Origin of the sequence: Mycobacterium sp. (genome assembly GCF_019247615.1) — a bacterium.
Classification (GTDB): domain Bacteria; phylum Actinomycetota; class Actinomycetes; order Mycobacteriales; family Mycobacteriaceae; genus Mycobacterium.
The window spans coordinates 1-6,081 of record NZ_JAFBAT010000166.1 but is presented as its reverse complement, the minus strand read 5'-3'; the positions used below and the strand labels follow the sequence as shown (position 1 = coordinate 6,081).

Annotated in this window: 6 protein-coding genes and 1 pseudogene; 3 read left to right on the top strand and 4 right to left on the bottom strand. The window is 66.5% G+C overall.

The window, feature by feature from the left end; translation table 11 throughout:
- Positions 1 to 245: pseudogene (locus JO059_RS11180) on the bottom strand (hypothetical protein); the annotation flags it as partial.
- A 159-nt stretch (positions 246 to 404) separates the two neighbouring features.
- Between JO059_RS11180 and JO059_RS11175 the strand changes: the two are divergent.
- A complete protein-coding gene (locus JO059_RS11175; protein WP_293316834.1) occupies positions 405 to 1,865 on the top strand; it encodes a glycosyltransferase family 39 protein in 1,461 nt (486 codons plus the stop codon).
- Between the two features lie 14 nt (positions 1,866 to 1,879).
- Here JO059_RS11175 and JO059_RS11170 read toward each other — a convergent pair whose 3' ends face one another.
- Positions 1,880 to 2,716 (bottom strand): glycoside hydrolase family 16 protein, encoded by an 837-nt coding sequence (locus JO059_RS11170; RefSeq protein WP_293316831.1) that lies wholly within the window; start codon positions 2,714 to 2,716, stop codon positions 1,880 to 1,882.
- 341 nt (positions 2,717 to 3,057) lie between these two features.
- On the opposite strand from JO059_RS11170, the gene JO059_RS11165 reads away from it, so the two are divergent.
- The gene (locus JO059_RS11165) at positions 3,058 to 3,711 is read left to right on the top strand and encodes a hypothetical protein (RefSeq protein ID WP_293316828.1); all 654 of its coding nucleotides are present in this window, start codon (positions 3,058 to 3,060) and stop codon (positions 3,709 to 3,711) included.
- Positions 3,712 to 3,733: 22 nt separating this feature from the next.
- Here the strand turns inward: JO059_RS11165 and JO059_RS11160 are convergent, their stop codons facing one another.
- On the bottom strand, positions 3,734 to 4,759 hold the full coding sequence (locus tag JO059_RS11160; RefSeq protein WP_293316825.1) for an NADP-dependent oxidoreductase: 1,026 nt from the start codon (positions 4,757 to 4,759) through the stop codon (positions 3,734 to 3,736).
- A 71-nt stretch (positions 4,760 to 4,830) separates the two neighbouring features.
- Between JO059_RS11160 and JO059_RS11155 the strand changes: the two genes are divergently transcribed.
- A complete protein-coding gene (locus tag JO059_RS11155) occupies positions 4,831 to 5,568 on the top strand; it encodes a DUF3060 domain-containing protein (RefSeq protein WP_293316822.1) in 738 nt (245 codons plus the stop codon).
- Here JO059_RS11155 and JO059_RS11150 read toward each other — a convergent pair.
- Positions 5,565 to 5,945 carry a hypothetical protein gene (locus JO059_RS11150; RefSeq protein ID WP_293316819.1) on the bottom strand — a complete coding sequence of 127 codons (381 nt, stop codon included), beginning with the start codon at positions 5,943 to 5,945 and terminating at the stop codon, positions 5,565 to 5,567. The genes JO059_RS11155 and JO059_RS11150 overlap by 4 nt on opposite strands.
- Positions 5,946 to 6,081: the final 136 nt, after the last annotated feature.

Below are 6,081 nucleotides of genomic sequence, written 5' to 3'. Positions count from 1 at the left end.
GCCACGGCCTCCATGGTGTCAATGGCCCAGTCCTCGTTCTCCGCACACCGCGACAGCCGATACCCAAACAGCCGACCCATCAACTCCAACTGGGCGGCCACCTGCCGATTTTCGGCCCGCGCCGCGGCCGCGATCGCGTCCAGCAGCACCGCGGACTCCGAGGTCACCGACGGATGGCGGCGCTCCATGAGCTCACCCAACCGGGCGATCGACTCCGGATCGGGCACCCGCCCACCTTCGAACATACATTCGATTATGCCATACGTCGACGACCAACGGTGGGCAGGCTTGGTTCTGGCAACATAACGGTGGTGTTCGGCGAGACAGCGACGCGCCCCGGTGGCTCGGCGGGCATCTCCCAGACGCACCGTCGGGCGCCGCGCGGCGAGCCGCTGATCGTCGGAATGCTAGCCACCGCGATCAGTCTCGCCGGGGCCGCGCGGCCATCGTTCTGGTACGACGAGGCCGCCACGATTTCCTCCGCATATAGTCGGTCGCTGCCCCAGTTGTGGCGGATGTTGGGCAATGTCGACGCCGTCCATGGCCTGTACTACCTGCTCATGCACGGTTGGTTCCAGATCTTCCCGCCCACGGAGTTCTGGTCGCGCGCGCCAAGTGGTCTGGCTGTCGGGGGCGCGGCGGCCGGAGTTGTGGTGCTGGGCAGGCAGTTCTCTTCTCGCACTATTGCGGTGGCCGCGGGAGTTGTCTGCGCGATTCTGCCCCGGACGACGTGGGCGGGCATCGAGGCTCGGCCTTATGCGCTGTCCATGATGGCCGCGGTGTGGCTGACGGTGATGCTCGTCGTCGCCGCGCGCCGTGAAAGCCGTTGGCTGTGGCTCTGTTACGGGCTCACGCTGCTGATCTCGGTTCTGCTTGACATCTACCTCGGCCTGTTGTTGGCCGCGCATGTCGTCTTCATCGTCGCTTTCCGGCGCCACCGAAAAGTCCTTGTTCCGTTCGCCATCGCGTCGCTGTTGGCGCTTTGCTGCCTGACCCCGTTCGTGCTGAAGGTCGTAGGGCAGGTTCAACAGATCAAATGGATCGCGCCGATCGGGCACCGAACGATCGAAGATGTCGTGATCCAGCAATACTTCGAAAGGAGTCCGCCATTCGCGGTGCTGTCGGCACTGGTCGTGGTGGCCGCTATCGCCCTGCGACGCAACAGATCCCGCTTGGCGGTGGCCGATCGCCAACTGTTGGCCTTGGCGGTGGCATGGATGACGCTGCCGACGGTCGCGATCGTGGCGTGGTCGGCCGCAGCACACCCCATCTACACGCCCCGTTACCTGTCCTTCACCGCACCCGCGATGGCACTGGCGCTGGGGGTATGCATCGGAGCGCTGGCCGCCAAACCTTGGGTTGCCACGGCGATCGTGATTCTGTTAGCCGTCGCAGCCGCGCCGAATTACGTGCTGGCGCAGCGCAATCCGTATGCTAAATACGGCATGGACTACAGCCAGGTGGCCGATTTGATCTCCGCGAAGGCGGCACCCGGTGATTGCCTCCTGGTGAACGACACGGTGACGTTCATGCCCGCCCCCATGCGCCCGTTGATGGCGGCGCGCCCCAACGCCTATCGGAAGCTGGTCGACCTGACGCTTTGGCAACGGGCGACGGACCGCAACGACGTCTTCGACACCAACCTCATCCCGGAAGTCGTCGCAAAGCCGTTGAGCCGCTGCGCTGTCGTATGGATCATCACCCAGGCCGACAAGTCGATGCCGGCTCACGAACAGGGCCCGGCGATCCCACCCGGCCCCCAGTACGGGCCGACACCCGCCTTCGCGGTCCCGCACGACCTGGGCTTCCGGCTCGTCGAGCGCTGGCAGTTCAACCTGGTTCAGGTGATCAAGGCCGAAAAGTAAACGCGCTGAAGCGCTTACCAGATTCGGATGTAGTCGACGAGCATGTCGGCGGGAAAGCCGGCGGCCGCGGGATCGCCGGCGCCGACCCCACCGACCGCGAGGGTGAACATAGGAGTCATCCAATAGCCGGGCTTGTTGAACGGCCACCGGAAGTCGTCGGGAGCGCCGCCGTGCACGTGGATGGGCTTGTTCGGGACGGTGAAGTACTGCGCCCCGTCGCGCGCGAACTCGAATCCCTCCTCACCCCAATGCATCCGCCACGTGTGCCAGCCGCCGTCCACCAAACCCGGGATCGATTTACCCTCCCAGGTTTTCCCGTTGGATGCCGCGTGAACCGTCGTGCCCGGCGGCCACGAGCCGTTGCCGTACCACTCGAAGACGTCGACCTCGCCGTCCGGCAGCGGGTCTTCGTTGACACCCCAGAACGCCGACCAGAGCCCCGGCTCCAAACAGTTCAGCTTTATCCGCGCTTCCCAGGTCTGGTTGATCATGCTGTGGAAGTTGCCCCGCAGTTTGGCGCCGAAGTAATCGCCGTTTTCCTGGGTGGCCCGCAGGACGAGGTTGGAGTTGCCGTCCTGGAACACGTTTCGGCGGTCGTCGCGGTATATCCCGGCGACCGGAGGAAACACGTCGTCCTGCCAGGACTGCACCGTCCATTTCGCCGGATCGGGAGCGGAGCCCGCCGGGCCGTCGAATTCGTCGGAGAAGATGTAGGGTCCGCTGGGGCCGGCCGACGGCGCTTCGGGTGGGGCCGGGCGGGACGGGCTGGCGAGCGCCTCCGGGACGGGGATCGCGGCGACCGCCGCCAGCATGCCGAGCCCCGTCCTCAGCAACATGCTGCGACGATCCATCTGCAAACCCACCAATCTCTAAAACCGGGAACTCAGCTCTGGCGTGATCCCTGATCCCCCTCGGCAACTCTTGCAAACGGTGTTATGAAACCATGCGGCGGGGGCCGGGCGCATCTCGCCTCGCGGTGCATTCCGCCACTTGGAGGGGTCGCCGCCGGCAGCGCACCGCCTCACCGAGCTTCCGAAATGGGCCTTCTCACCGCGTAGAGCAGCCGACCTGGGGTCGCGGCGCCGACACCACGCAGTGTGGCAGAAATCCAAAGCAACCATCAATCTCCTTGACATCCACAAGAGCGGTGGTATCAAGGAGCTTGATAGGCCAGATGAAAGGAAGAACGGCGATGTTTGGTGGTGGATTCTTTGGGGGACCCGGCTTTGGCGGTTTCGGGGGCGGTTTCGGGGGCGGTTTCGGGGGACCCGGCTTCGGCGGTCCCGGCTGGGGCGGCTTCGGCGGTGGAAAGGGCTGGGGACAAGGCCCATTCGGCGGCTTTGGCGGCCCGGGCGGTCCCGGCCGGGGCGGCTTCGGCGGGCCGGGCGGTCCCCATTTCCTCAAGCGCGCGGCGTTCGTGACCGCGGCGATGCTGCTCGACGGGCCCGCCGACGCCGCCCAGGTCGTGCAGCGGGTGTCCGACGCCACCGAGGGCGCTTTCACCCCGCCGCAGGACCTGGCTGAGCTCGCCATTGGGCTGCTTGCCGGGCGCGGCATGGTCACAGTTGACAACGGCGTGGCGACCTTGACCGAATTGGGCCAGAACCTGCTGGCCTGGCGGGGCGTCAGCAGCGAGACGGCGCACGCGTTCCTGGGCCGGGCGGCCAAGTACGGCGACGTCTTCAAGATCCGCAGGACACTCTTCGAACTCGCCGGCCTCGCCCGCACCATCGCCTGGACGGGCACCGACGAGCAGAAGGAGCAGCTCGCCGAGACGCGCACCAAGGTCCTGGAGGCGCTGACCGACGCGAAGAAGACTCTGCACAGAATTCTCGGCCAGGACTAGGTGCAACGAGGCGCCGGGTCCCTCAACGGGAACCCGGCTCGCTGAGCTTGACCAACATCTTGCCGATGTTGGCGCCGGTGAACAGGCCGTTGAGGGCATCCACGCACGCTTCGACACCCTCGAAGATGGTCTCGCGGTGCTTGATCCGGCCCTCCTGCTCCCACTGGCGAAGCGCGGCGAACGCTTCATCGAAGCGGCCCCACTGGTCGAGCGCGTTGAAACCCTGCATCAGCGCCGTCTTCGACAACAGGTTCACATAATTGGCCGGTCCCGGGTGCTCCCCGCTCAGGTAGCTGGAGATCACGCCGCACAGGACCACCCGTGCCTTGGCGGCCAGGCGACCCAGCACCGCGTCCAGAATCGGTCCGCCCACGTTGTCGAAGTAGACGTTGACCCTGCGCGGACAGTGTTCCTTGAGGGCGATAGCCAGGTCGTCGTGCTTGTAGTCGATGCAGGCGTCGAATCCGAAGTCCTCCACCACGGCGCGGCACTTCTCGGGGCCGCCCGCGATGCCCACCACCCGGGCGCCGGCGATCTTGGCGATCTGTCCCGCCACCGATCCGGTGGCACCCGCGGCGGCCGATACCACCACGGTCTCGCCCGGCTGGGGCCGGCCGATGTCCATCATCCCGAAGTAAGCGGTGGCCCCGGTCGGTCCATAAACCGACATCACCGCCAGCTGGTCCACCGCGTCCTTGCCGGCAATCGGCGTGCTGAACACGTCGTCGCGGACGATCACGTACTCCTGGAAGCCCGTCAGCGTGGTGACGACGTCGCCGACGTCGTAGGCGTCACAACGTGACTTCACGACCTCGCCGATTCCCGCCGCCCGGATGACCTCGCCCAGCTGTACCGGCGGCAGGTAACCGGGCTGGTCGTTCAGCCAGGTGCGGACCGCCGCGTCGAGCCCGACGTAGGTGGTGCGCAGCAGCGCCTCGCCTTCCCCGGGTTCGGGCGCCGGGGCGGTGACCAGCTCCGTGTCACCGGGCCGGACGAGACCCGTGGGACGGCGGCGCAAGACGATCTGGCGGTTCGGCAAGTCGGGCACGCTGCTGAAACTACTTACTCATCGCGTGCCGAAACTACCTATCCGGCGCGATTGGATGGGAGCATCTGTGCATGGACTCGCGGGACGACCCCGAAGAACGGATCCGGGAACTCGAGCGTCCCCTGGCCGACGCTGCCCGCGCTTCCGAGGCGGGACAACAACCGCAGCCGCCGGGCGGCTATCCCTACCCGCAATACCCGCCGGGCCCGACGGTCCCGCCATCCCCGCCCCCACCGGGAACGTGGACGTATGACGGTTCGTTTTCCGGTCCGCCGTACGGCGGGTCGTTCGGCGGGCCACCGCCCAAGCCACCCTCGGGAAACCGCACATGGTGGATTCTCGGCACCATCATCGTCGTCGGATTTCTCGTGCTCGCGGGGGGTATCGCCGCCTTCGTCGCGCATCGGCTTTCCGACGCCCGGTCCGTCATCAGCTCCCTGACGACGACCTCCGCGACCGTGAGCCCGAGCACCTCGAGGAGCCGCCCGCCCTCGACCACCCGGACCAGGACCACTGCGCCATCGACGTCACCCACCCCGACGCGGGGCGCCAGCATCAGCGTCTCTGGCATCGGCGAAAATCGAACGATCGCCTGCGACGACAACATCGTCAGCGTCAGCGGCGTTTCCAACACGGTGGTGATCACCGGTCATTGCACAAGCCTCACCGTGTCGGGCGTGCAGAACTCGATCACCGTCGACGCCGCCGACAGCATCGACGCCTCCGGGTTCAACAACAAGATCACCTACCACACGGGCACGCCGAAGATCAGCAACAGCGGCGGGTCGAACGTGGTGCAGCGGGGCTAAGCCGGCTCTTCCGCGTCGTCGTCGAGGACGCTGACTGCTATGCCGTACGGCAAAAAGCGAACCTTGCGCTTGGGATCGACATTGTTCTTGTTGGCACGTAGCGCATCGAGTTCGGTCGCATAGACCTCTTCGACGCGCGCGCCGCCGTCGGCGTCCACCATGTAGATGGCCCATACCCCCTCACCGGCCTCGCCGGTGGTCTCCGGCGCCGGGCGCGGCCGTCGCGACGCGTCCTCGAAGAACGCGGAAAAGCCCCCGCCAGGACCGCTGACAAACCTGCCGATCCTTTCGAACACCTCGCGAAGTCCCTCGCTGCCCTCCCGGATCATCCGATCGAATTCGTCGGGGTCAAACCCGAATGCACCGTATTCGCCCACGCAGACCTCCTTGCCGTGACAGCGCTAATACCCAGTGTGCGCTTAGTCGACGCCGACCGCACGGACGCCACCCGCTGACCTACGGACCGGGCGACGGCGGGCCCTCCAGCGCCGGCGCGTGGATGGGTATGGGCAC

What these genes read in the sequence shown, in the direction of transcription:
- JO059_RS11165 (WP_293316828.1), top strand. Translation starts at nt 3,058, where the DNA reads ATGTTTGGTGGTGGATTCTTTGGGGGACCCGGCTTTGGCGGTTTCGGG.
- JO059_RS11175 (WP_293316834.1), top strand. Translation starts at nt 405, where the DNA reads ATGCTAGCCACCGCGATCAGTCTCGCCGGGGCCGCGCGGCCATCGTTC.
- JO059_RS11155 (WP_293316822.1), top strand. Translation starts at nt 4,831, where the DNA reads ATGGACTCGCGGGACGACCCCGAAGAACGGATCCGGGAACTCGAGCGT.
- JO059_RS11170 (WP_293316831.1), bottom strand. Translation starts at nt 2,716, where the DNA reads ATGGATCGTCGCAGCATGTTGCTGAGGACGGGGCTCGGCATGCTGGCG.